This is a genomic window from Nocardioides jensenii JCM 1364 = NBRC 14755 (genome assembly GCF_001552535.1).
Classification (GTDB): Bacteria; Actinomycetota; Actinomycetes; order Propionibacteriales; family Nocardioidaceae; genus Nocardioides; species Nocardioides jensenii.
The window spans coordinates 16997-40141 of record NZ_BCRJ01000039.1 but is presented as its reverse complement, the minus strand read 5'-3'; the positions used below and the strand labels follow the sequence as shown (position 1 = coordinate 40141).

20 protein-coding genes are annotated in these 23145 nt (G+C 70.0%); 4 read left to right on the top strand and 16 right to left on the bottom strand.

Annotated elements, in window-relative coordinates; all coding sequences use genetic code 11:
- Nucleotides 1-14: 14 nt before the first annotated feature.
- The 10 genes from NJ4_RS10045 to NJ4_RS10000 form a co-directional block, all read right to left on the bottom strand.
- On the bottom strand, nucleotides 15-2381 hold the full coding sequence (locus NJ4_RS10045) for a molybdopterin cofactor-binding domain-containing protein (RefSeq protein ID WP_082748359.1): 2367 nt from the start codon (nucleotides 2379-2381) through the stop codon (nucleotides 15-17).
- A 232-nt stretch (nucleotides 2382-2613) separates the two neighbouring features.
- A complete protein-coding gene (locus NJ4_RS10040) occupies nucleotides 2614-3966 on the bottom strand; it encodes a dipeptidase (RefSeq protein WP_067434050.1) in 1353 nt (450 codons plus the stop codon).
- Between the two features lie 10 nt (nucleotides 3967-3976).
- A complete protein-coding gene (locus NJ4_RS10035) occupies nucleotides 3977-6586 on the bottom strand; it encodes an AMP-binding protein (protein ID WP_067433889.1) in 2610 nt (869 codons plus the stop codon).
- The gene (locus tag NJ4_RS10030; protein WP_067433886.1) at nucleotides 6583-7608 is read right to left on the bottom strand and encodes an ABC transporter ATP-binding protein; all 1026 of its coding nucleotides are present in this window, start codon (nucleotides 7606-7608) and stop codon (nucleotides 6583-6585) included. Before NJ4_RS10030 ends, NJ4_RS10035 begins: the two co-directional genes overlap by 4 nt.
- Before the next feature lie 102 nt (nucleotides 7609-7710).
- A complete protein-coding gene (locus tag NJ4_RS10025) occupies nucleotides 7711-9288 on the bottom strand; it encodes an ABC transporter permease (protein WP_217996819.1) in 1578 nt (525 codons plus the stop codon).
- Nucleotides 9288-10295, bottom strand: a complete 1008-nt coding sequence (locus NJ4_RS10020; protein ID WP_067433883.1) for an iron ABC transporter substrate-binding protein — start codon at nucleotides 10293-10295, stop codon at nucleotides 9288-9290. The genes NJ4_RS10025 and NJ4_RS10020 overlap by 1 nt, the downstream gene beginning before the upstream one ends.
- A gap of 106 nt (nucleotides 10296-10401) precedes the next feature.
- Nucleotides 10402-11625, bottom strand: coding sequence for a pyridoxal phosphate-dependent aminotransferase (locus NJ4_RS10015; RefSeq protein ID WP_067433880.1), 1224 nt, complete (start codon nucleotides 11623-11625; stop codon nucleotides 10402-10404).
- A 45-nt stretch (nucleotides 11626-11670) separates the two neighbouring features.
- Nucleotides 11671-12579, bottom strand: a complete 909-nt coding sequence (locus NJ4_RS10010; protein WP_067433877.1) for a 2-hydroxyacid dehydrogenase — start codon at nucleotides 12577-12579, stop codon at nucleotides 11671-11673.
- A gap of 29 nt (nucleotides 12580-12608) precedes the next feature.
- Nucleotides 12609-12974, bottom strand: a complete 366-nt coding sequence (locus NJ4_RS10005) for a sterol carrier family protein (protein WP_067433874.1) — start codon at nucleotides 12972-12974, stop codon at nucleotides 12609-12611.
- Between the two features lie 22 nt (nucleotides 12975-12996).
- Complete coding sequence (locus NJ4_RS10000) at nucleotides 12997-13944, bottom strand: helix-turn-helix transcriptional regulator (RefSeq protein WP_217996818.1); 948 nt, start codon at nucleotides 13942-13944, stop codon at nucleotides 12997-12999.
- A 63-nt stretch (nucleotides 13945-14007) separates the two neighbouring features.
- Between NJ4_RS10000 and NJ4_RS09995 the strand changes: the two genes are divergently transcribed.
- Together NJ4_RS09995 and NJ4_RS09990 are read left to right on the top strand one after the other, a co-directional pair.
- A complete protein-coding gene (locus NJ4_RS09995; protein ID WP_245644526.1) occupies nucleotides 14008-15051 on the top strand; it encodes an ATP-binding cassette domain-containing protein in 1044 nt (347 codons plus the stop codon).
- The gene (locus tag NJ4_RS09990) at nucleotides 15048-15851 is read left to right on the top strand and encodes an ABC transporter permease (RefSeq protein ID WP_067433870.1); all 804 of its coding nucleotides are present in this window, start codon (nucleotides 15048-15050) and stop codon (nucleotides 15849-15851) included. The genes NJ4_RS09995 and NJ4_RS09990 overlap by 4 nt, the downstream gene beginning before the upstream one ends.
- Before the next feature lie 22 nt (nucleotides 15852-15873).
- Here the strand turns inward: NJ4_RS09990 and NJ4_RS09985 are convergent, their stop codons facing one another.
- Together NJ4_RS09985 and purL are read right to left on the bottom strand one after the other, a co-directional pair.
- Nucleotides 15874-17022 (bottom strand): hypothetical protein, encoded by a 1149-nt coding sequence (locus NJ4_RS09985; protein ID WP_157551028.1) that lies wholly within the window; start codon nucleotides 17020-17022, stop codon nucleotides 15874-15876.
- A gap of 43 nt (nucleotides 17023-17065) precedes the next feature.
- Nucleotides 17066-19351: a phosphoribosylformylglycinamidine synthase subunit PurL gene (gene purL, locus NJ4_RS09980; protein WP_067433864.1), complete on the bottom strand. Its 2286-nt coding sequence runs from the start codon at nucleotides 19349-19351 to the stop codon at nucleotides 17066-17068.
- Nucleotides 19352-19523: 172 nt separating this feature from the next.
- On the opposite strand from purL, the gene NJ4_RS09975 reads away from it, so the two are divergent.
- Nucleotides 19524-20879, top strand: coding sequence for a glycoside hydrolase domain-containing protein (locus NJ4_RS09975; RefSeq protein ID WP_067433861.1), 1356 nt, complete (start codon nucleotides 19524-19526; stop codon nucleotides 20877-20879).
- A gap of 22 nt (nucleotides 20880-20901) precedes the next feature.
- Here the strand turns inward: NJ4_RS09975 and NJ4_RS09970 are convergent, their stop codons facing one another.
- Genes NJ4_RS09970 through purS form a run of 3 tightly spaced genes read right to left on the bottom strand, consistent with a single transcriptional unit; the run spans nucleotide 20902 to nucleotide 22285 of the window.
- Complete coding sequence (locus NJ4_RS09970; protein ID WP_067433858.1) at nucleotides 20902-21348, bottom strand: DUF3817 domain-containing protein; 447 nt, start codon at nucleotides 21346-21348, stop codon at nucleotides 20902-20904.
- Entirely contained in the window at nucleotides 21345-22013 is a 669-nt protein-coding gene (gene purQ / locus NJ4_RS09965) for a phosphoribosylformylglycinamidine synthase subunit PurQ (RefSeq protein ID WP_067433855.1), read from the bottom strand. The genes NJ4_RS09970 and purQ overlap by 4 nt, the downstream gene beginning before the upstream one ends.
- A complete protein-coding gene (gene purS, locus NJ4_RS09960; RefSeq protein ID WP_067433852.1) occupies nucleotides 22013-22285 on the bottom strand; it encodes a phosphoribosylformylglycinamidine synthase subunit PurS in 273 nt (90 codons plus the stop codon). The genes purQ and purS overlap by 1 nt, the downstream gene beginning before the upstream one ends.
- A gap of 83 nt (nucleotides 22286-22368) precedes the next feature.
- Between purS and NJ4_RS09955 the strand changes: the two genes are divergently transcribed.
- Nucleotides 22369-22869, top strand: coding sequence for a general stress protein (locus tag NJ4_RS09955; RefSeq protein WP_067433849.1), 501 nt, complete (start codon nucleotides 22369-22371; stop codon nucleotides 22867-22869).
- Between the two features lie 22 nt (nucleotides 22870-22891).
- On the opposite strand, the gene NJ4_RS09950 is transcribed toward NJ4_RS09955, so the two are convergent.
- Nucleotides 22892-23083, bottom strand: a complete 192-nt coding sequence (locus NJ4_RS09950; protein WP_157551026.1) for a hypothetical protein — start codon at nucleotides 23081-23083, stop codon at nucleotides 22892-22894.
- Nucleotides 23084-23145 lie beyond the last annotated feature (62 nt).

Genomic DNA, 23145 nt, shown 5'->3' with positions numbered 1-23145 from the left:
TCGGATCCTTCTCCTCAGTAGGTGTGGTCGAGGCCGTCGGTCGGTGACTGCGGCACGGGTGGGACCCGTGGCTTCTCCTCGAAGGAGATCTCGCCGTGGTTGATCGGGAACTCGGTCGGCACGGTGCCGGTGGCCCGGGCGTAGGCACAGGCGACCGCGGCGAAGCTGGCCGCGACGCCGGCCTCCCCTGCACCACCCGGCTGGTCGGAGGACGGGGGCATCACGATCACGTTCACCTCGGGCGGCGTGTTCCACTGCCGGGTGTAGAAGTAGTTGTCCCAGCTGCCCTCCATGAAGTGGCCCTCACGCAGGTGCAGACTCGAGGTCAGGGCCAGCGCGATGCCGTCGTTGATGCCGCCCTGCATCTGGGCCTCAAGCCCTCGTGGGTTGATCGGCAGGCCCACGTCGACGGCGTACGTCACCTTGGTGACCCGGGGCCCGGTGACCGCGTCGCGGACCTTCCGGTTGACGGTCTCGGGCCGGCAGTCGATCTCGACCAGACAGGCACTGACTCCCTTGTACTCCTTGTGGATCGCGATGCCCTGGGCGGTGCCGGCCGGCATCGCCTTGCCCCACTCGCCAACCTCGGCGACCTTGTCGAGCACCCCGCGCACCGCCTTGATGCGCAGCATCTTGCGGCGGAACGTGTAGGGGTCGAGCTTGGCCTCCTTGGCCAGCAGGTCGACCATCAGCTCGTTGGCGCAGCGCACGTCGGGTGAGTAGATGTTGCGCATGCTGCCGGTGTTGAACCGGCCGTCGGTCTCGGCCAGGGTCTGCAGCACGACCCCGAAGTTGTAGGGCACCTCCTGGGTGAGCGTGAAGATGGTCTCCGCGAACCCGAGGTTGCCCAGACCCGCCGGGAGGTCGGCGGCCATCGCGGTGACGATCTCGCCGAGGCCGTGGCGGAAGTCAGTCTCGACACTGGTGTGCGACTGGTGGAAGGCCAGCACCTCGTTGCCCAGCAGGCTGGCCCGCACCCGCGAGGTGGCCATCGGGTGGGCGCGGCCGACCCGGGCGTCGTCGGCCCGGTGCCACATCAGCTTGACCGGCTTGCCGATCGCCTTGGAGGCCTTGGCCGCCTCGAGCGCGGCGTCGTGGAAGAGACGGCGTCCGAACGAGCCTCCGGACTGCACTACGTTGACCTCGACGTCGGCCTCGCCGAGGCCCAGCTCCTTCGCAATCGCCTGCTTGGCGATGATCGGTGACTTCAGCCCCGCCCAGACGGTGGCCTTGCCGTTGCGTACGTCGGCCACGGCCGAGTTGGTGTCCATCGCGGAGTTGCTGCGGAACCAGAACGTGAAGTCGGCCGAGACCGTCTTGGCCAGCGGGTTCTTCGGCAGCGCCGGCATCGGCAGCTCGGCCTTCTTCAGGCGCGTGAGCACGCTCGCGTCGGACTCCCCCGCGACCGGGCCGTCCTGCCAGCGCACCTTGAGCGCGCGGACCCCGTCGATGGCCTGACCGAAGGTCTCGGCGCGCACCGCCACCCCGGTGTCGATCAGTGCGACGTCGGTGACGCCGGCCAGGGCGAGCACCTCGGCCTTGTTCTCGATCGCCAGCGGGATGCCGTTGAGCGTGGGCGCCCGGCAGATCATCGTCGGCAGCGCGTCGGGCACCTGCAGGTCGGTGGTGTAGGTCTTGGTGCCGGTGACCGCGTCGATCGCGTCGATCCGGTTCTGCGGCGTACCGACGATGCCGAACCCGGCGCTCGACTTGAGGTCGACCTCGACCTTCTTCGTGGTCGGGCTGGCCGCCTTCCTGGCCAGCTCGCCGTAGGTCACGCTCGAACCGTCGGGTGCCTCGATGACGCCGCCCTTGGCGACCAGGTTGCCGATCGTGTCGCCGAGCAGGATCGCGGCCGCCTTGAGCAGCTCCAGCTTCGCGATCGCCGCCGCCACCCGGATCGGGGTGTAGGTCGAGATCGTGGTGTTGGAGCCGCCGGTGAGCTGGTTGAACAGCAGCTCGGGCCGGGCCGGCGCCAGCGTGATCCTCACCTTGTCGAGCGGCAGCTCCAGCTCCTCGGCGATGATCATCGCGGTCGAGGTGGTGATGCCCTGCCCGACCTCTGCGCGGGGCAGCGCGAAGGAGGCGGTGCCGTCCTCGTTGACGCTGATCGCGATCAGGTTCGCCGTCGGCATCGCGGCATGGGTGAGCAAGTCGTTGAGGTCGTAGAGCTCGGGTATCGAGGGGATCGTCGGGATCGTGGCCTCCGCGGGGGAGGCGAACAGGCCCAGGTCGGCGGCCGCCATCAGCGTGGTGCCACCGAGCACGTAGCCGAGGAAGTGGCGGCGGCTCGTGCCGCGCGAGTCGTCGGCGACGGCGGATCCGTCGACGGCTCGTGTGTCCTCTGTGTGGGGGCTTGTCGTGCCCGAGTGCTGCGACATTGCGGGAGTCCTCCTCTGTGCGGGCTCCGGTCCCTCAACCGGGCTCCCGCACGGGGTGAGCTCCCTCCCTGCCGTTCATTGTGCGCACAGCCGTGATGTTTCGGCACGTACCAGCGTCCAAATGTTGGAGGCCGGCCTCGTCGTCGACCCACGGCACCCGTGCCACCGAAGCGTCCTCAGGTTTCGACGCGCGAAGATCCTGAGGACTCTCCGGTGAAGGTACGGGGTGGGCTCAGTCGGCCAGGTTGGCCAACAGCAGCGCCTCGGCCACGCAGACCCGCTCGAACTCGGCCAGGTGCAGGCCCTCGTTGGCGCCGTGGGCGCGGGTGTCGGGGTCCTCGACACCGGTGACCAGCACGCTGGCCTGCGGGAAGGCCTCGAGGAACGCGGCGATGAACGGGATGGACCCGCCGACGCCCATGTCGACCGGTGCGGTGCCGTCCCAGGCCTGGGTGAACGCGTCGCGGGCCACGTCGTACGCCGGCCCGGTGGCGTCGATCTGTGTCGCCTCACCGGTGTCGACGATCGTGAACGTGTGCTCCGCGCCCCACGGCACGTTGGCCCCGACGTGCTTGCGTAGGCACTCCGCGGCGTTGGCGGTGGTGTCGCCAGGCGCGACGCGCAGGGAGATCTTGGCCCGGGCCGCGGCGACCAGGGTGTTGCTGGCACCGTCGACCTTGGGCGCGTCGAGACCGGTGATGCTCAACGAGGGCTTGGTCCACAGGCGCTCGACGGCGGTGCCGGTGCCGATCCACTCCAGACCGGGCACGGCACCGGACTCGGCACGCAGACGCTCCTCGGGGTAGTCGACGTCGGCGGCCGGGCCGGCGTACAGGCCCTCGACGGCAACGTTGCCCTCGTCGTCGTGCAGAGAGGCGATCAGGCGGCTCAACGCGATCAGCGCGTCGGGGGCCAGCCCGCCCCACATGCCGGAGTGGACAGCATGGGTGAGCGTGCGGACCTCGACGTCGGCGCGGACCAGGCCACGCAGGCTGGTGGTCAGGGCCGGGACGCCGATGTCCCAGTTGCCGGAGTCTGCGATCACGATGACGTCGGCCTCGAGCTGGTCCTTGAACTCGTCGAGGAAGGCGGGCAGCGAGTCGGAGCCGACCTCCTCCTCACCCTCGACGAAGACGACCACGTTGACCGGGAGCTCGTCGCCGAGGACGCGCAGCGCGGCCAGGTGAGCGGCGATGCCCGCCTTGTCGTCCGCGGCGCCGCGGCCGTAGAGCCGGTCGCCCACCTCGGTGGGCTCGAACGGCGCGGTGTTCCACTCGGCGTGGTCGTTCTCGGGCTGGACGTCGTGGTGCGCGTAGAGCAGCACGGTCTTCGCGCTCGCCGGGTCTCCCGCGGTTGCGCGCTTCTTCGCCACCACGGCGGGGGCTCCCCCGTCGGCGCTGAGGATCTGCACGTCGAAGCCCTCGGCGGCGAACAGGTCGCGGGTCTTCTCGGCACTGCGCTGCACCTCGGCCGCTCGCGCCGGGTCGGCGCTGACGGACTCGATGCGGACGAGGTCCTCGAGGTCGGCCCGGATCGCGGGCATCAACTCGGTGAGACGGGAACGGATGGCGTCGATCGATGTCATGCGCAGCACACTAGCGCCGCACGCGTCCGCGCTCTTGTGCGGTGGTGCTGACGCTTCGCCCGTCGTACGCCGCGTGTGGAGCGACCGTGACCCCGCGTTGCACGCGGGCGGGGCCAAGGCGGCGTACGGCGGCGACCAGAGGCTTGCTCGCGTAGTGGTAGGCCACCCCGACGGCGAGCGAGGCGAACAGCGCCAGCCACGGGTGGTCGACCTCGAGGTGCGGGTAGACCTGCCAGTGCGTCAGGTAGACCGCCAGGGAGCTCGTGGCCAGCACACCGACCAGCCACGCGGCAGCCCGGGGCAACCGGACCGCCGGGATCCACAGGCCGACCAGCAACCCGGCCCAGACCACGCGTTCGCGTGAGGGTTCGCCGAAGAAGTCGATCACGGCCAGGACGCCGAGCACGCTGACCAGAATCCGTTGCGGCAGCGAACGAGCCCGCGCGGCCAGCCAGCCCAACGCCACGCACCAGACCACGACCGGAGCCAGGTAGTGGTCGAGGTCGTCGGCGGTCCAACCGGTCAGTGTGCAGCGCAGCGCCATGGCAGCGGCGAAGAAGGCCAACGCGAAGCCGAAGGGGTGCCGGGCCTCGAGTCGGCGTACCCGCGGAGACGTGAAGAGCACCGCCACCCCGGCCAGGATCCACACCAGGCACTCGAGGAACCAGAACCGCCACCGGTCGTCCCACGTCTCCGAGCCGAACGCCCAGTTCAGGAAGGCCACGGTGCTCAGGTCATAGTCACCGAAGAGCACCGTCACCGCACCGATCCACAGCACGCTGGGCAGCAGGATCGCGACCAGCGCCCAGCCCATGCGGGCCGGCGTGGCCCTGGTCGTCCCGGCGCCGAGGTGGAAGCGGGCCAGGTTGTAGCCGGCCAGGATCAGCAGCAGGTGGGCGCCGCCGGTCAGGTCGAAGAGCTCGACGTGGGAGCCGACGATCAACACGGTCGAGACAGCCCGCAGCAGGACGGTCGTGTCGAGGGAGGTGCCCCACCTGCTGCGAGTCCCGGCTCCCCCTGCGATCTCACGAATCGGTAGGTGGTGCCAGTCCGGCGGCAGCGGGTCGACCCGCTCCCCCAGACGCACCGACATCTCGACGAACGACAGCGAGTCGGCGCCCAGACCGGCGAAGCTGTCGTCCGCGGTCACGTCGTCGCGGTCCAGCACGCGGGCATAGAGCTCGCACAGGTCGGCGACGTCCACCCCCTGCGGGGCGGGGTCGTTGCCACGAGAGGCAGCAGCCAGCTCGCCCAGCCGCCGGTAGTCGACCTTGCCGCTGGGCGTGCGTGGCAGCGCGGCGACTCGACGCACGCTCACCACCCAGGTGGGTACGCCGCACAGGCCGGCGGCCAGCTCGCGGGCCGGTCGTACGTCGCGTCGACGTGTGACGAACACGTCGATGCTGCCCTCGACCCCGACACACCGGGCGGTGATGCCGTGCGCGGCGAGGTGCGCCTCGATGTCGTCGAGGTTGACCCTCAGCCCGAACACCTTGGTGAAGCGACTGCTGCGGCCGACCACCTCGAACAGGCCGTGCGGCAGCTCGCGGGCCAGGTCGCCGGTGCGCAGCTCACCAGGCATGGCGTCGAGGGCCAGGTCTCCGGGGTGCTCGGCGTACCCCATCATCACGTTGGGCCCGGCGTAGACCAGCTCGCCGATACCCCCGCCCGCACCCTCGACGGGTTCGAGCCGGAGCGAGCCACCCGGGACGGCACGGCCGATCGCCTGTGGCCACGCCTCGGCGAGATCTGGCGGGAGGTAGGCCATCCGCGCGGTGGCCTCGGTCTGGCCGTACATCACGTAGAAGTCCCAGCCGGCGCGACGGCCGGCGCGGTGGTAGCCGCGCACCCGCTCGGCCTCCAGCTTGCCGCCGGCCTGGGTGACGTAGCGCAGGCGGGGCAGGGTCCGGTCGGCGAAGCCGGTGTGGTCGAGCAGGTCGAAGGTGTGCGGCACCCCGGAGAGGCCGGTGACGCCGGCCCGCTCGAACAGCTCCCAGAAACAGTGGTCGACGACGGAGGTCTCGGTGAGCGCGACGGCCGCCCCGACGCTGAGGTGGCTGTGCAGGACGGAGAGGCCGTAGCAGTAGTGCAACGGCAGGCTGGTGATGCCGCAGTCGGCGTCGGTGAGGCCCAGGTAGTCGGCGATGCTCGCCGCGTTGCTGGTCAGGTTGTCCTGCGAGAGGCGCACCAGCTTCGGCGAGCCGGTCGACCCGGAGGTCGAGAGCAACAGCCCAAGGTCGGGGTGCAGGTGGTGAGTGCTGCCGGTTCGGCGTACGTCGTCGACCGCGCCGCCCTCCGGCGGGCAGCGCACGACGATGTCGGGGTCCCACGCGCGGGTCACCGCGGCCAGGGTGTCCCCGGACCCCGGGAGCACGGCCACCGGGCAGCCGGCGGCGAGCGCGGCCAGGTAGGACACCACGAAGTCGACGGTGTTGGCGCCGCTGAGCAGCACCAGCCGTCGGCAGTCGAGCCAGGCCTCCGCCCGCGCGGACACCCGGTCCGCCAGCTCGGCGTAGGTGACCTGCCCGTCAGCGGTGACCAGGGCGGCCCGGTCGCGGAACCGGGCGAGGTCACCGAAGGGATGGCGCAGAGGAGACGGGGCGGATCCGGTGATCGTCATGTCGCACGCTCGAAGACCGTGGCCGCGCCGTCGACACTGATCCGGACCCGCTGCCCCTCGCCCGGCACACGATCGCCCCGGACCCGGCAGAGCACCTCGTGGTCGCCGACCGACAGGTGCAGGCAGGCGTCGTGACCGTAGAAGTCGAACCCGGCGACCGTCGCCTCGACCTCGCCGGCCTCATCGAGGCGTACCTGCTCGGGGCGCACGAAGAGGCCGACGTCGCCGTCGGCCTGCCCCGAGACCGGGAAGCTGCCGATGACGGAGACGGCAACGCCGCCGGTGATGGTGGCCGGCAGGACCGACCCACTGCCGACGAAGGAGGCCACGAACGGTGTGGCGGGGCGGGCATAGACCTCCAGGGGTGCGCCCACCTGGACCACGCGCCCGGCCGACATCACCGCGACCACGTCGGCCAGTGACAAGGCTTCGTTCTGATCGTGCGTGACCAGCAGGGCGGCCGCCCCGGTGGCCCTGACCGCGCGGACGACGGCGCGCCCTGTGGCCTCGCGCAGCGATGCGTCGAGGGAGGAGAACGGCTCGTCGAGGAGCAGCAGGGAGGGCTTGCGAGCCAGGGCGCGGGCCACGGCGACGCGCTGCTGCTGGCCACCGGAGAGTTCGTGCGGCGAGCGCCGGGCCAGCGTCGGGTCGAGGCCGAGCAGCTCGAGCAGCTCACCGATGTCGGCCTTCCGGCGTTCAGCGCGGTCCAGCCCGAACGTGATGTTCGCGGCAACGTCCAGGTGCGGGAAGAGCGCCCCCTCCTGGGGGACGTAGCCGACGTTGCGGTGGCGGGTCGCGACCTTCGAGCGACCCTCGACCAGCACCGGTCGATCGCCCAGGATGACCTCGCCGGCGTCACCCGGCATGAACCCGGCGATGGTGCGCAACAGGGTCGTCTTGCCGCAGCCCGACGGGCCGAGCACGGCCAGCACCTCGCCGTCCGCGATGGTCAGGTCGACCCCGGCCAGGGCGCGAACCGCTCCGAAGCTGCGGGTGAGCCCGCGTACGTCGAGGACACTCATGCGGGGTCCCCGGGCAAACCGGAGCGCAGCGAGGATTTGTCTGGGGTGCTCATGCGGGGTCCCCGGGCAAACCGGAGCGCAGCGAGGATTTGTCTGGGGTGCTCATGGTGTGACCGGCCTTCCGGGGCGCTGCCCCTGCGTCGTACGGCTAAGGAGGTAGACCGCCGGCATCGAGATCACGATCATCAGCAGGGCGTACGGCGCCGCGGCGCCGTACGCGAGGGCCGAGGACTGCGACCAGAACTCGGTGGCCAGGGTCTGGGTCTCGAGCGGCGCGAGGAGCAGTGTGGCGGTCAGCTCGGTGCAGATGGCGATGAAGACCAGGGCCGCGCCGGCGCCGATGCCGGGCATCACGATCGGGACGGTGACCCGCCACGTGGTGGCCACCCCTCCCAGGCCCAGGGACCGGGCGACGCTCTCCAGGACCGGCGGCGCCTGCTCCAGCGAGGCGCGCACGCTGACCACGGCCCGCGACATGAACATGATCAGGTACGCCGCCACGAGCACGATCGCGGTCTGGTAGAGGCCGGTGGCGTATTCGATGGTGACCGTGATCAACGCCAGGGCGACCACGATGCCGGGGAGCGCGTTGGCGGTGTAGGTGCTGCGTTCGACCAGGGTGCCGGCCAGCGACTGGTGGCGTACGACGAGCAGGCCGACGGGCAGTGCCAGGACGACTGACAACAACGCACCCACGGCGGCGTACGACACGGTCGTGATCGCGGTGGGCACGAGCTGGTCGAGCCCGTTGCCGGTCGAGGAGCCGACCTGCATCCAGTGGACCAGGCTGTAGATCGGCACGCCCAGGGCGAGGCCGGTGACGGCGACGGGCACCACCAGGACCGGCCACCGCAGACCGCCGAGAGGTGCCCGGTCGGCGGTGCGCGGGCTGCCGCTGCTCGTGCGCGCATAGCGGCGTCGGCCGCGCAGCCGCAGCTCGACCAGCAGCACGACGAGGCACAGCAGCACCAGCACGGCGGACGACAGGTGGGCGGCGGGGCCGTTGAACGTGGTGTTGAACTGGTCGTAGATCGCGGTGGTGAAGGTCGGGAAGCGAAGCGTCTTCAGGGCGCCGAACTCGGAGAACATGTGCAGTGCCACCAGGAGCGATCCGCCCAGGATCGCCGGGCGCAGCTGCGGCAGCACGACCCGCACGAACGTGGCCGCGCGGGTCAGGCCCACGGAGGCGGCGATCTCCTCGTGGGCGGGATCGAGGCCGCGCAGCGCAGCGCACACCGGCAGGTAGACGAACGGGAAGTAGGACAGCGTCACGACCATCACTGCCCCGCCGAAGCCCTCGACGGCGTGGGTCAGCGAGACCCAGCCGAAGCCGTTGACGAAGGCGGGTACGGCGAGTGGCGCGGTCAGGAGCACGTGCCACAGGCCGGCCAGCGGAAGATCGGTCCGGACCACGAGCCAGGCGCAGGCGACGGAGACCACGATGCTGGCCGCGACACAGGCGACCATCAGGCCGAGGGTGTTGCGCAGCAGCATGCCGATGCGTGGGCGGAACAGCTGCTCCCTGGCGACGCCGGGATCCACCGTGGCGGCGTACTGCACGACGTGGAGGAGCGGGATCAGCGCGAACAGTGCGACGGCGACTCCGATGAGCAGGAGCGCCACGGGTGCCCCGTCGTGCACCCGCCGCGACATGCGAGGCGGATCGACGGTGGTGGTCATCAGATCAGTCCGGCGCCCTGCATCAGCTCGATGACCTTGGGCCCGTTGAGCTTCGAGACGTCGACCGTGGGCGGCTCCAGCTCGCCGAACGGCTTGACCAGGGGCTCGAGCTCCGCCGCCGGGTTGAGCGGGTACTCCAGCGCGTAGCTGTCGGCCAGGGCCTGCTGGCCGGTCTTGTCGACCAGGAACTTCACGAACTCCTGGGCGTCCTCCTGCTTGTCGCTGGACTCGAGCACGCCGGCGCCGGAGACGCTCACGAAGGCGCCCGGGTCCTGGTTGCCGAAGAAGTAGAGCTCGGTGTTCGAGCTGTTCTCGCCGGACTCCTTCTGGTCGCGGTACCAGTAGTAGTGGTAGGCGATGCCGGTCGGCGTCTCGCCGTCGTTGACCGACTGCATCACGATGTTGTTGCCGTCGTAGACCTCGCCGTTCTCGGCCAGGCCCACCAGCCACTCCTTGGTGGCGTCCTCGCCCTCGAGCTCGAGCACGGCGGAGACGATGGCCTGGAAGTCGGCGCCGGTCGGCGAGAAGGAGACCTTGCCCTTCCACTCCGGTTTCGCGAAGTCGAGGATGCTCGTCGGCAGGTCCTCGGGCGCGATGTCGTCCTTGTTGTACATCACCACGGTGGAGCGGGCCGCGAAGCCGGTCCAGCTGCCGCTGACCGGACGGAACTGCTTCGGGGTCAGGGCGAGCGTGTCGGCCGGGAGCGGCGAGAACAGGCCCTCGGACTCGACCAGGGACATCGCCGGAGAGTTCTCGGTGAGGAACACGTCGGCCGGCGAGGCCTCCCCCTCGGTCACGATCTGGTTGGCCAGCTCGAAGTCCTTGCCGTTGCGCAGCTTGACGTCGATGCCGGTCTCGTCCTCGAAGATCGGCACCAGCTCCTCGAGGAGCTCCTCGTGCTGGGCGTTGTAGACGGTGATCGAGGGTCCGTCGTCCTCACTGCAGGCGCTGAGCAGGCCGCTCAGCAGGAGCAGGGGTACGGCGGCGGCGACGAAACGGGGCGACATGGCATTCCTCACGACTAAGGTTCGGCTTACCTTAATCCTAAGTGTGAGTGATGTCCGAAATATCAGGTGGTCGCTCCGTGGCCCCTGCGCCGAGCCCGGGCGAGGCTCAGACGGTGGCGCGGTACTCGGCGAGGAACTCCGCGATCCGACCGATCGCCTCCTCGAGCATCGCGACGTCGGGCAGCGTGACCAGCCGGAAGTGGTCGGGGGTGGGCCAGTTGAAGCCGGTGCCGTGGGTGACCAGGATGTGCTTGGCGCGCAGCAGGTCGATCACGAACTCCTCGTCGTCCTTGATCGGGTAGACGTCGGGATCGAGCCTGGGGAAGCAGTAGAGCGCCCCCTTCGGCTCGACCGAGCTGACGCCGGGGATGTCGTTGAGCAGCTTGTGGGCCAGCATGCTCTGCTCGTAGAACCGGCCGCCGGGGCCGATGAACTCCTCGATCGACTGGTAGCCGCCGAGCGCGGTCTGGATCGCGTGCTGGGCCGGCACATTGGCACACATGCGCATGTTGGCGACCAGGGTCAGCCCCTCGAGGAAGTCTCCGGCCAGGTGCTTGGGACCGGAGACCATCAGCCAGCCGGCGCGGTAGCCGCACACCCGGTAGGCCTTGGACAACCCACTGAACGTCAGGCAGAGCACGTCGTCGCCGGTGTAGGCGGCGGTGTGGTGGTGCGTGGCGCCGTTGAAGAGGATCTTCTCGTAGATCTCGTCGCTGAAGATGACCAGGTCGTGGCGGCGGGCGATGTCGACCAGCGCCTTGACGGTCTCCTCGCTGTAGACCGCACCCGTCGGGTTGTTCGGGTTGATGATGACCAGGCCGTGGGTGTTCTCGGTGATCTTGGACTCGATGTCCTCGAGGTCGGGCATCCAGTCGTTCTCCTCGTCGCACAGGTAGTGCACGGGAGTGCCGCCGGACAGCGAGACCGCACCGGTCCACAGCGGGTAGTCCGGCGCCGGCACCAGGATCTCGTTGCCGTCGTCGACGAACGCCTGCAGCACCATCGAGATCAGCTCGGAGACCCCGTTGCCGATGAAGATGTCGTCGACGTGGGCGTGCTGGAGACCACGGGACTGGTAGTACTGAGCGACCGCGGTGCGGGCCGAGAAGATGCCGCGGGAGTCGGAGTAGCCCTGCGCGTCGGGCAGGTGGTGCACCATGTCGGCCACGATGGCCTCCGGAGCCTCGAACCCGAACGGTGCCGGGTTGCCGATGTTGAGCTTGAGGATCCGGTGGCCCTGGGCCTCCAGCCGCTGTGCCTCGACGAGGATCGGCCCGCGGACGTCGTACCGGACGTTCTTCAGCTTCTGGCTCTGCTTGATGGTGCGCATGCCGCATTCTCGCAGGAGGGTGACCGCGGCGTCGCGCGGGTTTCGTCAGGTGACGACGTTGCGCAGCGGCTCGCCCGCGACGTGCCGTTGCAGCTGGTCGCGCACCAGGGCCGCGATCCGGGGCGGCATCGCGGTGGTGCCGCCGGCCATGTGTGGGGTGATCAGGACGTCGGGCGACTGCCAGAGCGGGTGGCCGTCGGGGAGCGGCTCGGGGTCGGTGACGTCGAGGGCGAACCGAAGTCGTCCGGCGTGAGCGAGGACCGCGTCGGTGTCGACGGTGGGGCCGCGACCGACGTTGACCACGAGGGCGCCGTCGTCGAGACCGGACAGGAACGCGTCGTCGACCAGGGCCTGCGTCGCCCGGTTGTGCGGCAGCACGTTGACCACGACGTGGGTGCCGGGGAGCAGGGCGGCGATCTCGTCGATGCCGTGCACCTGACCGACCAGGTCGTCGGGCTGCTCACGACGGCGGGAGGCGACCCCGGTGACGACCGCCTTCGCGGCGACCATCCGCTCGGCGATGGCGCGGCCGATCGAGCCGTAGCCCAGGATCAGCACCCGACTGTCGGCCAGCGAACGACGCACGGGCATCGGCGTCCAGGTGCCGTGGGCGCGCACGGCCTCCGGAATGCCGCGCAGGGCTGAGATGGTCAGGCCCAGGGCCAGCTCGGCGGTGGCGTCATCGTGGACGCCGGTGGCGTTGGCCAGGGTGACGCCGTCCGGGATCCGGCCCAGCACCGCGTCGTAACCGGCGGACTGGAGCTGCACCACGCGCAGGTTGGGGAACCGCGCCACGTCGTCCACCCCACCGGGGCTGGTCGGGTAATCGGCGACCAGCACCTCCACCTCGGCCGCCCGGTCGCCCGGGTCGCCGACGAGGACGTCGACGCCGTCGACCGGCCCCACGTCCTCACGAAGCTCTTCGGTGGGCAGCACTGCGACGATCCCGGCCATGGATCCACCGTAGTGGGCCGACGACGCGCTCAGCCCAGCGGCAGGTGGGGCGTGAGGTCGGCCCGCTCACCACTGGCGCGCACCCGGCCGTCGTGCTCGGCCTCGGCGAACGCCAGCTCGCCGGTGGCCAGGGCGATCCAGGTCTCGGCGTTCAGCTCGACGACCGCTGGCGGCGTACCCCGGGTGTGGCGGACGCCGGGGATCACCTGCACGGCGGCGTACGGCGGCACGCGGACCTCGACGGAGTTGCCGGGGGCGCGTTGTTGCAGCAGCGCCAGGAAGTGCTTGGTCAGCAGCCTCAGATCGGCGCGGTCCGGTGCGTCGCGACTCCCCCGCCACCGGGCCACTGCGGCATCGACGGCGGCCTGGTCGGCGGGGACGAGTTGTTTGGCCACGGGTCCATACTCCGGTGTCGGCTCAGGGGCGGACCGAGCGGGCCATCCGGGTCGCGTTCGCGGCGACGGCCTCGACGAGCTCCGGCGGCTGTTCGACGGTGAAGTCGGCGGGAACCGACCCGAGCACGGCCAGTGGCCAGAAGAAGTCGTCGACCTGCATCTTCATCAGGGTGGTCTCACCGTCGCTGGACAGCTCGGCCCATCTGCCGACGACAGCGGCCACGACCTCCAGCGGGGCCACGAACCGCACGCGGACGTCGTACCGGCGCGGGATGGACTTGAAGCCGGCCCGGACGAAGGCGAGCTCGTCGTCGGCGGGCAGGTCGCGCGGCAGGAAGCGGTTGCCGGTCAGCTCGACCGCGCCGATCCGGTCGACCCGGAAGCTGCGCCAGTCGTCGCGGCCGCGGTCCCAGGCGACCAGGTACCACCGCCGCCCGATCGAGACCAGCCGGCGCGGCTCGACATGGCGCTGGGTCTGCTCGGCTGCCTTGGCGGTGTAGCCGAACCGCACCGTCTCCTGGTCGCGGCACCCCTGCGCGAGGGTGGTCAGCGTGGTCGCGTCGATGCTCGGGCCGTACGACGGGGCGGGCACGGTCTGGGACTTCAGCGCGTCCATCCGGCGACGCAGCCGCGGCGGCATCAACGAGATCACCTTGGTCAGGGCCTGCAGCGAGGTCTCCTCCATGCCGTCGACGGCTCCGGCCGCGGCGGTGCGCAGGCCGACCGCGATGGCGACCGCCTCCTCGTCCTCGAGGAGCAGCGGAGGAAGGGTCGAGCCGACCTGCAGCTGGTAGCCCCCGGCCACGCCACGAGCCGCGTCGACGGGATAGCCGAGCTCGCGCAGCCGGTCGATGTCGCGGCGCAGGGTGCGCGCGCTGACCTCGAGCCGGTCGGCGAGCTCGCCGCCGGGCCAGTAGCGGTGGGTCTGCAACAGGGAGAGGAGACGCAGCATCCGGGCGCTGGTGTTCATGTCGTCCAGACTAATTCTGATAGCGGTCAGGAAGTGGCCTGAATCTCCGGAATCGTCTCCGTCATGACCACACACACGATGACCGGACCCGTGATCGCGACCCGGGGGCTGACCCGGCACTTCACGACACGCAAGCACACGGTCGAGGCGGTTCGCGGCCTCGATCTCGAGATCGGCCAGGGCGAGCTGGTCGCCTTCCTCGGCCCCAACGGCGCGGGCAAGTCCACCACCCTGCGGATGCTCACCACGCTGATCCCGCCGACGTCCGGCACCGCCACCGTCGCCGGCCACGACGTGGTCTCCGGGCAGCGCGAGGTACGCCGGGCGATCGGCTTCGTCGGGCAGGGCAACGGCGCCGGGCACGTCCAGCGCGGCCGGGACGAGCTGGTCAGCCAGGGCCGGGCGCACGGGCTCTCCCGCGCCGACGCCCACGCCCGGGCCGACGAGCTGATCGAGGACCTCGACCTGTCCGCGGTCGCGGACCGCAAGGTCTCCACGCTCTCCGGAGGCCAGCGCCGGCGCCTCGACATCGCGATGGGCCTCGTGCACCTGCCCCGGGTGCTCTTCCTCGACGAGCCCTCGACCGGGCTGGACCCGCAGAACCGGGCCAACCTGCAGGCCCAGATCGAGCGGCTTCACGCCTCGACCGGGTCCACGATCGTGCTGACCACGCACTACCTCGACGAGGCCGATGCGCTGGCCGAGCGGGTGATCGTGATCGACCACGGCACCGTGATCGCCGACGACACCGCACAGTCGCTGAAGTCCGGACTCGGTGACCTGCTCACCATCGGACTGGTCGACGACATCGACGCCACCGTGGCCGCCGAGCAGGCGGCCCGCATCGACGGCGCGGTCGTCGAGCGCGACCACGACGTGGTCACCGTGCGGGTGGCCGGCGGGCACGAGATCGCACCCGGACTGCTCGTCGAGCTGGACCGTCGTGGGATGGCCCCCCGCAGCATCGAGGTCGCCCGCCCCACGCTCGACGACGTGTTCCTCAACCTGACCGGGCGCAGCCTGCGCGAAGCACAGGAGCAGGCGGTTGGCGCCACCGACGGCTCGACCACGACCGACCACTCGAACCACACGGAGGAAGCAGCATGAGCACCGCAGTCCTGACCCCCACCCCCGTCCGGCAGACGACGCCGGACAGCCCGGTCAACGGATTCTGGGCCGACACCTGGAACGTGATGACCCGCGAGCTGAAGCCGGTGCTGCGCGAGCCGGCGTCGGTGCTCTTCGCGATGGTGCAGCCACTGGTCTTCCTCGGGCTGTTCGCGCCACTGCTCCCCGAGACTCCCGACGGCTCCGCGCTGCAGTGGTTCGTGCCCGGCATCGTGGCGATGACCTGCCTGATGGGCGCCTCCTTCACCGGGGCCAACCTGACCAACGAGATGCTCACCGGGTCGCACGAGCGACTGCTGGTCTCTCCGTTGAGCCGCTCGTCACTGCTGGTCGGGCGGGCCCTGAAGGAGGTCGTGCCGATGCTGATGCAGACCGCGATCATCCTGCTGGTCGTCACACCGTTCAGCTTCGACCTGCACCTGGGCGGCGTACTCGTCGGCGTCGTCATCCTGTCGCTGTTCAGCATCGGTGTCGGCGCGTTGTCGTTCGCCCTGGCCCTGGCCTCGAGGGACAGCGAGTGGGTCTTCTGGACCGTGCAGCAGACGCTGATCTTCCCGGTGCTGCTGCTGGCCGGCATCCTGCTGCCCCTCGACGGTGCGCCGCGGTGGCTCGAGATCGCCTCCGACCTCAACCCGCTGACGTACGTCGTCGAGGCCGTGCGGGAGCTCTTCGCCGGCAACTACCCGATCGACACGATCGCCGCCGGGTTCGCGGGCTCGGCCGTCGTGGCGGCACTCGGCGTCTGCATCGGCCTGCGGGCGATGCGCAACTCCTCCTGACGGCGTGGCTCGCGTGGGAGGGTCAGCGGGAGACGAACAGGAGCTCGCGCTGCACGAGTGCCTGGTAGAGGAAACCGTCCCGGTTGTCGTCGGCGGGCGTGACCGAGACGGTGACCACGGAGTCGTCCGTCTCGACGTCGTCGACCGACAGGTAGTCGCTGAACGGCGTCTGCGAGACCACGCTGACCCCCTCGCGGTAGGTCTTCTCCAGCACCTTGGCACCATCGGTCGCGGCGTCGTCGGACTCGAAGTGGTAGGCGACGTGAACCTCCGCCTTGCCGTCGTCGACCGCCCAACCGATGCCGACCGCGTCGAACGGGTCATCGGGCACGAAGCCGTCGATCTGCTCCGAGAGTGCCTTCAGCTGTTCCGGGCTCGCCTGGGAGCCGAGCGCGGCCGCCGGGTCCTGCCCACCCTCGACGTGGGTCAGCACTGCTGAGACCACGTCCTCGTCGTCGAGCGCACCGGCGACCGCGGCCAGGGCGTCGTCGTCGGCCAGGGTGTCCCCGCCGTCGAGCCAGGACCGGACGGCGGGGGTCGACGTGCCGAGCGCGATCCGGTCATCCTGCCTGGCCAGCCGGGTGGGCACGCCGAGTGGGTTCGTGGCGTTGACGGAGGCCAGGTCGTTCTCGAAGTCCTCGCCCTCACGGTCGGTCACGATGCCGTCCTCGACCTCGGTCAGGTCGCCGGAGAGCGTGTCGTCGTCGAAGTCACCGGTGACCACGGCGAAGCGGCCGGGCGGCACGGAGAGCTCCACGAACGAGTCGACGTCCAGGACGGACCACCCGAGAACGCCGGCGAAGTCGTCGGGCGACGCGCTCTGCAGGTTGAAGGACTCCGGGAGGGGAACGAAGCCGGGTGCGGGTCGATCAGAGGCGCCGTCGGTCAGCGCCATCAACCAGGGTGTCGTCCCCTCGCGACTGCCGTCGGTGGGGAACTCCACACCGGCCGCCTCGGTCGCAGCACGCAGGTCGGCGGTCTGCACCAGGACCTCGCCCTCCACGGCGGAATCGGGGATCTCGGCGAGGGCGGCCCGCACGCTGTAACCACTGGAGAGCGGCGCGGCCTTGTCCACGTGGTCGGAGTCGTCCGAGTCGTCGGAGCCGGAACAGGCCACCGTCAGCGCCAACGCGCCCGCGGCAAGGCCGATCAGCACAGGTCGATTTCTCATGTGCCCACGAATTCCCACCTGGCGGGCGGCCAAACCCTGTGGGTCAGCCCAGCGCGGCAGGGAGGGTCGCGACCCACGCGGCGCGGATCTCCTCGACGGGGACGTCGAACAGCGTGTCTCCCGCGGGACCCTCGACGGAGATGCCGGCGCCGCCGGTGCGGCCGAGCGGGGTCAACGGCACCCCGTGCTTCTCGGCCAGCGCGACCAGCGCGTCGGCCGAGGCATCCGGAACCGTGACGATCGCTCGGGCAGCTGACTCGGCGTACAGGTCGACGAACGCGTCGCCCTGGACGGCGACCGCGGCGCCGATGCCGTTGCGCAGTGCGGACTCGGCCAGCGCGACGGCGAGACCACCGTCGGAGAGGTCGTGGGCGCTGGTGACCAGGCCGACCGCCTCGACCAACAGCTGACTCAGTGCCTTCTCGGCGGCCAGGTCCACCAGCGGTGGACGCCCACCGAGGTGGCCGTGCACGACGTGGGCCCACTCGGAGCCGGAGAGCTCCTCCCGGGTGGCACCGAGCTGGAAGATGCGCTCGCCCTCGACCTCGAAGCCGGTCGGCGTACGCCGGGTGACGTCCTCGATCACGCCGAGCACGGCGACCACCGGGGTGGGCAGGATCGCGGTCTCGCCGGTCTGGTTGTAGAGGCTGACGTTGCCGCCGGTGACCGGAATGCCGAGCTCGAGGCAGGCGTCCTTGAGACCGCGGCAGGCCTCGGCGAACTGCCACATCACGTCGGGGTCCTCGGGCGAGCCGAAGTTCAGGCAGTCACTGATCGCCATCGGCGTCGCGCCACCGGTGGACACGTTGCGGTAGGACTCGACCAGCGCCAGCTGCGCGCCGGCGTACGGGTCGAGCTTGGCGAAGCGGCCGTTGCAGTCGGTGGAGACCGCGACCCCGAGGTTGGTCTGATCGTCGACGCGGATCATGCCGGAGTCGGACGGCTGGGCGAGCACGGTGTTGCCCTGCACGTAGCGGTCGTACTGGTCGGTGACCCACGACTTGTCGCACAGGTTCGGCGAGGCGATCAGCTGCAGCAGGGTCTGCTTGAGCTCGTCGCCGGTCGCGGGGCGGGCCAGCTTCTCGGCACCGTCGGCCTGGAGGGCGTCCTGCCAGTCGGGGCGCGCGAACGGCCGGTTGTACGTCGGCCCGTCGTGGGCCACCGAACGCGGCGGCACGTCGACGACACGCTCGCCGTTCCAGTCGATCTCGAGGCGTCCGGTGTCGGTGACCTCGCCGATCGCGACGGCCTCGACGTCCCACTTCTCGCAGATCGCCATGAAGGCGTCGACGTCGCCGGGCTCGACGACGGCCATCATCCGCTCCTGCGACTCGCTCATCAGGATCTCTTCCGGCGAGAGCGTCGAGTCGCGCAGCGGCACCTTGTCGAGAGAGCAGCGCATGCCGCCGTCACCGGCGGAGGCCAGCTCGGAGGTGGCGCACGAGAGTCCGGCGCCACCGAGGTCCTGGATGCCGGCCACCACACGAGCCTGGAACAGCTCGAGGGTGCACTCGATGAGCAGCTTCTCCATGAACGGGTCGCCGACCTGGACGCTCGGCCGCTTGGCCGGACCGGTCGACTCGAAGGTCTCCGAGGCGAGGATGGAGACCCCGCCGATGCCGTCGCCGCCGGTGCGGGCGCCGTAGAGGATTACCTGGTTGCCGACGCCGGAGGCCTTGGCGAGGTGGAGGTCCTCGTGGCGGAGGACGCCGATGGAGAGCGCGTTGACCAGCGGGTTGCCGGCGTACGTCTCGTCGAAGACGACCTCGCCGCCGATGTTCGGCAGGCCCAGGCAGTTGCCGTAGCCACCGACGCCGGCCACGATGCCGGGCAGCACGCGGTGGGTGTCGTCGGCGTCGAGCGGGCCGAAGCGCAGCGGGTCCATCACGGCGACCGGTCGGGCGCCCATGGCGAGGATGTCGCGGACGATGCCGCCGACGCCGGTCGCGGCGCCCTGGTAGGGCTCGACGTACGACGGGTGGTTGTGCGACTCGACCTTGAAGGTGACCGCGTAGCCCTGGCCGATGTCGATGACGCCGGCGTTCTCGCCGATGCCGGCCAGCATCTTGCCGACAGGAGTCTCCTGAGGGATCTCGCTGAACTGCTTGAGGTGCACCTTGGAGCTCTTGTAGGAGCAGTGCTCCGACCACATCACCGAGTACATCGCCAGCTCGGAGCTGGTGGGCCGACGGCCGAGGATCTCGCGGATGCGGTCGTACTCGTCGGCCTTCAGGCCGAGGTCCGCCCACGGCTGCTCACGCGTGGGGTCGGCGGCGGCGACAGCGACGGTGTCGAGGACAGGGCGGGAAGTCTCAGGCACGACGCACATCCTAGGGCCGGTGGGCCGACGACCGTTCGGGGCACTCGGCAGCGAACCTGACGATCCGGTCACACCCCCGCTGACCTGCACGAATTACAGATTTGTAGTTCAACCGAACCACTGTTACTGCTGTGACTTGTGTGGTTAGGGTGACGCAGTTCCTTCCCCCTTGGAGACCCTCATGAGCCCCCAATCCCAGACTCGCTCGCGACTGCGAAGCCTCGTCGCCAGCGGCCTCGCCGCCACCCTCGCCGGCTTCGCACTGACCTCCCTCGCGGCCCCCGCGCACGCGGCCAACCGGGTCACCCCCGGCGACTTCACCGGCTACGGCTTCGACCAGTGCGTCGCCCCGACCCAGGCGAAGATGAACGCCTGGATGGAGCACTCCCCGTTCTCCGCGGTCGGCATCTACATCTCCGGTGAGTCCCGCGCCTGCCGCAGCCAACCCAACCTGTCGAAGAGCTGGATCAGCCACCAGCTCGCGAACCGCTGGGTGATCCTGCCGATCACCCTCGGGCCGCAGGCCGACTGCCTCGACCGGTTCCCGCGCTACGGCACCGACGAGACCATCAAGCCGAGCAGCTACAAGAGCTACCAGGCCGCGCGTGGACAGGGCCGTCGCGAGGCCGACAAGGCGGTCGCCGCGGCCAAGAACCTGGGCATCGTCCCGGGCAGCACGCTGTGGTACGACCTTGAGGGCTTCAACCACACCATCACCTCGTGCCGCGAGTCGGCGATCTACTTCCTGCACGCGTGGACGGGTCGACTGCACGCCCTCGGCTACGTCTCGGGGGTCTACTCCAGCGCCGGCTCGGGCATCAAGATGCTCGACGACGCGCGGGTCGACCGACCGGGTCGCTTCACCCTTCCCGACCGGATCTGGATCGCCCGGTGGGACGGCCGGGCCAACACCTCGACCAACTACATCCGTGAGGACGGCTGGCAGCCGCACAGCCGGGTCAAGCAGTACCGGGGCGGCCACAACGAGACGTGGGGCGGCACCACGATCAACATCGACAGCAACTTCCTCGACGTCGGCAAGGGGTCGATCGCAGGGCGCCAGGGGCTGAGCTGCCGCGGCAAGGCCAACATCAACCTCTCCTCGTTCCCCGCGTTGAACAGGCGGCTCGCGCCGTCGAACGTCACGGCGGTCAAGGCCCTCCAGTGCCAGCTGACCCACGTCAAGCTCTACTCGGGCGCCATCACCGGCAGGTACGACGCACCCACGATCGCCGCGATCAACGCCTTCCAGCGCCAGCGCGGCATCCGCGTCTCGGTGACCTGGACCAAGCGCAGTTGGGTGATGCTGAACAGCACCGGCAACTACCGCACCGTCAAGCGCGGTCACACCGGCCCTCCGGTTCGGTTGGCGCAGCGGGCACTGACCGCGGCCACCGGACGCTACGTGCCGGTGACCGGAGTCTTCGACGCCCGCACCGAGTCCGTGATGAAGCTGTGGCAGCGCAACCTGCGCAGCTCGGACACCGGTGTGCTGAACCGGGCGGCCTGGGCACGGCTGCGCGACGGACGCTACTGAGCCTGGTCGGGTCGTCGGCAGGTCAGCTTGCCGGCGGCCCGACGGTCAGGGCAACGGCGGTGAGTACGCCGACCGCGACCAGCCCGGTCAACGCACCGGCCACGGGATTGCGCAGCACCCAGGCGGTGGGCTTCTCGAGCTGGCCCGTGGGCTGTTCGGCCCGAAGCCGCCACGTGGAGTCGAGGGCGCCGGCCTTCTCGGCATGGCGATCGAACCACACCGTCATGAACGGCGGGACGGCGCTGACCAGGCCGAGCGCGAGACGGCCGAACGTCCACTTCTGGTCGATCCAGACCACGACCGTGGTCAGGCAGTAGGCGACGAAGACGACGCCGTGGACCATGCCGAAGATGCGGACGCCGAGCTCGGTCGTCTCGGTGACGTACTTGAGGAACATGCCGACGAGCAGCAGTGCCCAGGTGACCGCCTCGGCGATCGCGACCCGGCGGAACAGGGCCAACGGGCTCATGCGAATGTCTTCTCGACCAGGCCGGTGAAGAAGCCGAGGCCGTCGGTGCCGGGGCCGCAGAGGTCCTCGATCGCGTGCTCGGGGTGCGGCATCAGGCCGACCACGTTGCCGGCCTCGTTGGTGATGCCGGCGATGTCGCGCAGCGAGCCGTTCGGGTTGCCGTCGAGGTAGCGCGCGACGACCCGTCCCTCGCCTTCGAGGCGGTCGAGGGTCTCGGTGTCGGCGACATAGGAGCCCTCGCCGTTCTTGAGCACGATGGTGATCTCGGCGCGGTCGTCGTACGACGAGGTCCAGGGGGTGCGGTTGTTCTCGATGCGCAGGCGCTGGTCGCGGCAGACGAACTTGCGGTGGTCGTTGCGGATCAGCGCACCCGGCAGCAGGTGGGACTCGCAGAGGATCTGGAAGCCGTTGCAGATGCCGAGCACGGGCAGCCCCCTGCCGGCCGCGGCGATGACCTCGGTCATCACCGGCGAGAAGCGCGAGATCGCCCCGCACCGCAGGTAGTCGCCGTAGGAGAAGCCGCCGGGAAGCACCACCGCGTCCACGCCCTGGAGGTCGTGGTCACCGTGCCAGAGCGCGACCGCTTCGTTGCCACCGAGGCGCACGGCGCGCTGGGCGTCGACGTCATCGAGGGACCCGGGGAAGGTGACGACTCCGATCTTCATCAGGCGCGGCGCTTTCCGGGAGCCGCGTCGCCCTCGATGTGGATCGCGTAGTCCTCGATCACCGGGTTCGAGAGCAGGGTCTCGGCGATCTTGTGCACCTCGGCCAGCCTCTCCTCGGTGACCTCACCGTCGAGATCGATCTCGAACCGCTTGCCCTGACGGACATCGGCGACACCGTCGAATCCCAGTCGAGGCAGTGCGCCGTGCACGGCCTTGCCCTGGGGGTCGAGGATTTCGGGCTTGAGCATGACGTCGACGACGACACGGGCCACGGGAGGCTCCTTGGTGCAAGGGGTGCGGGGAACGCGCCCAGTCTAGAGCCCGCACTGTTGACGGCGTGGGGCACCATGGAGTCATGCCAGCTCCCACTCCCGCCAACGCGAGCGGGCTCGCCCTCGAGTTCCCTCAGTCGCTGGCCGTCTACGACAAGTACGCCGACGCCCAACGGGCCGTCGACTTCCTCTCCGACGAACAGTTCCCGGTGCAGAACTGCCTGATCGTCGGGACCGAGCTGAAGCAGATGGAGCGGATCACCGGACGGCTCACCACCGGCAAGGTCGCCCTGGCCGGTGTGCTGTCGGGGGCGTGGCTCGGTCTCTTCGTGGGGCTGATCTTCTCGCTGTTCGGTGACGGCAACGTCCTCGCGATGATCGTCTCGACTGCGCTGATGGGCGCCGTGTTCGGCCTGGTGTGGGGGTTGATCGGCTTCGCCAGCACCCGCGGACGGCGCGACTTCTCCTCGATCAGCGCCGTCGTCGCCACGAAGTACGAGGTGCTCGTCGAGCACAAGCACCTGCTGAACGCGCAGGAGATCCTGCGTCGTCTGCCCGGCGCACTGCCGAACCCCTTCGAATGACCCGGTCCTTCGCCTGACCCGCTCACTCCTCCTCGATCAGCGGATCGCCGTACCACGGGGCGGCGGACTCGGAGGTGCTCTCGCCACCAGAGGTTCCCGACGAGTCGGTCTGGGCGCCGAGCACGGCAGCCGCGATCACACTGGCGCTCGCCGTGAGCCCGGCGGTCATCAGGACGGTACGGCGGCGCTTGCGGGGAGCAGGAGGAGTCGTCATGTCGGTGAGCGTTGCTCGCATTTCTGGGGAAACCCTGAGCACAGCGTGTGATCAGCGCATGT

Bases quoted from the DNA above. Each gene is read 5' to 3' on its own strand.
- NJ4_RS10020 (WP_067433883.1), bottom strand. From the start codon at position 10,295: ATGTCGCCCCGTTTCGTCGCCGCCGCCGTACCCCTGCTCCTGCTGAGC.
- purL (WP_067433864.1), bottom strand. From the start codon at position 19,351: ATGTGCGTCGTGCCTGAGACTTCCCGCCCTGTCCTCGACACCGTCGCT.
- NJ4_RS10040 (WP_067434050.1), bottom strand. From the start codon at position 3,966: ATGACATCGATCGACGCCATCCGTTCCCGTCTCACCGAGTTGATGCCC.
- NJ4_RS09950 (WP_157551026.1), bottom strand. From the start codon at position 23,083: ATGACGACTCCTCCTGCTCCCCGCAAGCGCCGCCGTACCGTCCTGATG.
- NJ4_RS09970 (WP_067433858.1), bottom strand. From the start codon at position 21,348: ATGAGCCCGTTGGCCCTGTTCCGCCGGGTCGCGATCGCCGAGGCGGTC.
- NJ4_RS10010 (WP_067433877.1), bottom strand. From the start codon at position 12,579: ATGGCCGGGATCGTCGCAGTGCTGCCCACCGAAGAGCTTCGTGAGGAC.
- purQ (WP_067433855.1), bottom strand. From the start codon at position 22,013: ATGAAGATCGGAGTCGTCACCTTCCCCGGGTCCCTCGATGACGTCGAC.
- NJ4_RS10025 (WP_217996819.1), bottom strand. From the start codon at position 9,288: ATGACCACCACCGTCGATCCGCCTCGCATGTCGCGGCGGGTGCACGAC.
- NJ4_RS10000 (WP_217996818.1), bottom strand. From the start codon at position 13,944: ATGAACACCAGCGCCCGGATGCTGCGTCTCCTCTCCCTGTTGCAGACC.
- NJ4_RS09990 (WP_067433870.1), top strand. From the start codon at position 15,048: ATGAGCACCGCAGTCCTGACCCCCACCCCCGTCCGGCAGACGACGCCG.
- NJ4_RS10030 (WP_067433886.1), bottom strand. From the start codon at position 7,608: ATGAGTGTCCTCGACGTACGCGGGCTCACCCGCAGCTTCGGAGCGGTT.
- NJ4_RS09955 (WP_067433849.1), top strand. From the start codon at position 22,369: ATGCCAGCTCCCACTCCCGCCAACGCGAGCGGGCTCGCCCTCGAGTTC.
- NJ4_RS09995 (WP_245644526.1), top strand. From the start codon at position 14,008: ATGACCACACACACGATGACCGGACCCGTGATCGCGACCCGGGGGCTG.
- NJ4_RS10045 (WP_082748359.1), bottom strand. From the start codon at position 2,381: ATGTCGCAGCACTCGGGCACGACAAGCCCCCACACAGAGGACACACGA.
- NJ4_RS10035 (WP_067433889.1), bottom strand. From the start codon at position 6,586: ATGACGATCACCGGATCCGCCCCGTCTCCTCTGCGCCATCCCTTCGGT.
- NJ4_RS09985 (WP_157551028.1), bottom strand. From the start codon at position 17,022: ATGAGAAATCGACCTGTGCTGATCGGCCTTGCCGCGGGCGCGTTGGCG.
- NJ4_RS09975 (WP_067433861.1), top strand. From the start codon at position 19,524: ATGAGCCCCCAATCCCAGACTCGCTCGCGACTGCGAAGCCTCGTCGCC.
- NJ4_RS10015 (WP_067433880.1), bottom strand. From the start codon at position 11,625: ATGCGCACCATCAAGCAGAGCCAGAAGCTGAAGAACGTCCGGTACGAC.